Here is a 2594-nt window from a genome sequence, read left to right on the forward strand (position 1 = left end):
CCCCCCCCTTGTGCTGACCTCAGACCAGGGCGAGGACCAGGAGGCCGCCATGCTGCTGCCCGAGATCGTCGAAGAGACGCGCCGCCGCCTGGAGAAGCAGGCCCGCGAGAACCGCGAGACGCGCCGCGCCGAACAGCGCGCCCGCTTTCACCAGCTCGTGACCGCCCCCACCGACGAGGCCGCGCCGGACTTCGTGCCGCCTGTGAGCCTTCAGGAAGGCCGTCAGCCCCCCAGCGGCAGTGTGCGCGTCACCTTGCCCCGCCCTGAAGTCCCTGGGCCTGCCTGGGGCGAGCTGAGCGCCGACGCGGTGCTTGATTCGGTGCCGTGGCTGAGCAAGGGCGCGCGGCTGGTGTTCCGCATCATGCACATGCTGGCTGTGGCGAAGGCCCAGGACTGCCGGTATCCGGTGATCCCCAACTCGGCGGCCTTCCACACGCCCCAACTGTTGCTGGCCTTCGTGGCGCGGTACACCACCCGGCACTTCCGGCGACTGACCAATGAGCTGGAGCACGCTGGGGTGATTGACGGCGGCGCGCACGCCGCGAAGGTCAAGACCGGCATCGGCACCACCCGGCACCTGTGGGACGGCTCGATCTGGGCGGTCAAGCTACGGCCCAGCACCTGTGACGCCTACCTGTCCCCCGAGGACTGGCAGCACGAGTGGCGAGACTTCCAGGCGGACTTGGAGTCGGGCAGGACGGCGAAAAAGCTAATGTCCTATCTAAACACCTGTGAGGGTTTAGCCAGGCAGGAGCACGTCCTGAAAACCTGGGCCGTTAATCCCAATGCGAAAATGACTTCGTTGTGTTTAGAGCGGACATTTCAGGCCGAGCAGAAAATGACCCTCCAGGACACGGTTTATGCCCTGCCGCTGATCGGGGAACTGAGCGAACTCAAGCAGGCCGGAGCCATCGGAAACGCGGCGTCGATCATCTCGCACGCCCTGGGCGACAGCCACAGCCGAAGATTCTGGTGTGGGTTGCTGTGGGCAGCCACCCGGAACGGCTCTTTAGAGGCGTTCTCGGCCCAGTTGCTGCGGTTGCTGGCGGATGTGCAGGAGTCCAGCGAGCTGAGAAACCCCGGCGCGCTGTTCGCGGCCCGCCTTCGCAGCGCCTGACCTTCGGGGACCGCGCCCGAAGACCAGGCGCTGCTCAGTTGGGCTTGAGGGTGATTACGTTCTGAGCATATGACCGCATGAGGACATCTGTTAATAGCGTAAAAATCTCTCTGCTCTAATGACATTTAGGGCAGAGAAACTATAGAAAACTTATTCGGTTTTTCTTGCAGAAGAGATTAGAACTAGTCCGCCGCCCACTATACATAACAGAGCTAAGGCGTTTATTAGAAAGTTGGGGGACAGAATTTCGTAATTGAAACTTATTTTACTAGTAATCAGTTCTATTTTTTTATTAAACAGATTTATTCTCTCAACTATTATAATTCCTATACCGAAGAGTACGAAGATGGATGCCAAGAGCATAGTCATTACTCCCTTTTGCATTGTCGCTCCTTTCAAATCGTATGATACAGTGTTCTGACGCGGGTAAAATTTTGGTTTCACCACTCACGCACTTTTGGAGGCCCGATCATGTCTGAGGGTGAACAATATGAAAGGGAGTGACGTGCTGCTGTGCCTGTCGCTTGAGGAACAGCAGCAGGATGAAATCCATGATCGGCTGACCAGACGCGGACACCTGTCGGACTCGTCGTCTTTGCGTAAGGCCCTGGATCGGCTCATCACTGCTGGATTAGTGGTCACGAGGAGGACTGAGAATCGGGAGCGCTTCTACTGGTTGGCGGAGGGCGAGGCCGTCGAAGTGGCCTTAAATGAAGCATGGGCCAAGGCTGAGGCGGAGCGAAACCGGGCTAGGTAGGCCAAATCCTGACCGTGCCAAAGCCCCAGCAAAAACAGGAATTGGGTGCCGATTTTCTGCGGGTGCTGGGGTGTTACGCAAGATTAGCACTAAAGTGCATCTTGCCTCTGAAACTGCGTTCCAGAGGGGAAAAAACCAGGGTGCTGTTAATTTTAATTACTGGTCAACTTTTGGGCCGTTTTTCGAGGGGTCAATGCGCGAGAAATGGCCCAAAAAATCAGCAGGGAGGGAGGTGCTGGACCTGCCGTTCACCCCAACTGGCAACACCCCGCTGGGAGGCGGGGTGCTAAGGTAATTCTCGAAGCCAGTCAAAAGTGTCTCCAAACACCGTTGATTGAGCCATCCCACTCCGAAGGACCACTTCCGATGAACAATCAAAAGCAGGACAGCTATACCGATAGGGTACGGCAAATCGCCCCCGTAGTTCCACTCCTGGACCTCATTGTTAAGCCCCTCATCCCTGAACGAGCAGCCCCTAATCCCTATCTGGAGATGGGCCTAGCCGCCCTGCGTGGCGAGCCGGTGGACACCCGCCGCGCCCAGGTGCAGCCCAGCAAGCAGTTCCAGAAGGCCAGCCGCCCAGCCCCAGCCGCCCCCCCCCTTGTGCTGACCTCAGACCAGGGCGAGGACCAGGAGGCCGCCATGCTGCTGCCCGAGATCGTCGAAGAGACGCGCCGCCGCCTGGAGAAGCAGGCCCGCGAGAACCGCGAGACGCGCCGC

2 protein-coding genes are annotated in these 2594 nt (G+C 58.9%); both read left to right on the forward strand.

Annotation, left to right across the window (positions count from 1 at the left end):
* On the forward strand, positions 1-1117 hold a 1117-nt coding region (locus FHR04_RS20600; RefSeq protein WP_211344227.1), incomplete at its 5' end, for a hypothetical protein.
* A gap of 1249 nt (positions 1118-2366) precedes the next feature.
* On the forward strand, positions 2367-2594 hold a 228-nt coding region (locus tag FHR04_RS20605), incomplete at its 3' end, for a hypothetical protein (RefSeq protein WP_139405045.1).

Origin of the sequence: Deinococcus radiopugnans ATCC 19172 (genome assembly GCF_006335125.1) — a bacterium.
GTDB classification, from domain to species: domain Bacteria; phylum Deinococcota; class Deinococci; order Deinococcales; family Deinococcaceae; genus Deinococcus; species Deinococcus radiopugnans.